Below are 545 nucleotides of genomic sequence, written 5' to 3'. Positions count from 1 at the left end.
CGTAATAGCTCACTGGTCGAGTCGGCCTGCGCGGAAGATGTAACGGGGCTAAACCATGCACCGAAGCTGCGGCAGCGACGCTTAGGCGTTGTTGGGTAGGGGAGCGTTCTGTAAGCCGTCGAAGGTGAACTGTGAGGTTTGCTGGAGGTATCAGAAGTGCGAATGCTGACATAAGTAACGATAATGCGGGTGAAAAACCCGCACGCCGGAAGACCAAGGGTTCCTGTCCAACGTTAATCGGGGCAGGGTGAGTCGACCCCTAAGGCGAGGCTGAAAAGCGTAGTCGATGGGAAGCAGGTTAATATTCCTGCACTTGGTGTTACTGCGAAGGGGGGACGGAGAAGGCTAGGCTGGCCGGGCGACGGTTGTCCCGGTTCAAGCGTGTAGGGGGTGTGACCTGGTAAATCCGGTTACATATTAACCCTGAGGCGTGATAACGAGCCACTACGGTGGTGAAGTAGCTGATGCCATGCTTCCAGGAAAAGCCTCTAAGCTCCAGGTAACACGAAATCGTACCCCAAACCGACACAGGTGGTCAGGTAGAG

General features: G+C 55.4%; 1 rRNA gene. It reads left to right on the top strand.

From position 1 onward, the window contains the following. A 23S ribosomal RNA gene (locus J1782_RS00135) occupies window positions 1–545 on the top strand; the annotation flags it as partial.

Origin of the sequence: Rahnella sp. BCC 1045, from assembly GCF_019049615.1 — a bacterium.
Classification (GTDB): Bacteria; Pseudomonadota; Gammaproteobacteria; order Enterobacterales; family Enterobacteriaceae; genus Rahnella; species Rahnella contaminans.
This window is presented reverse-complemented; position numbering and strand designations above follow the sequence as displayed.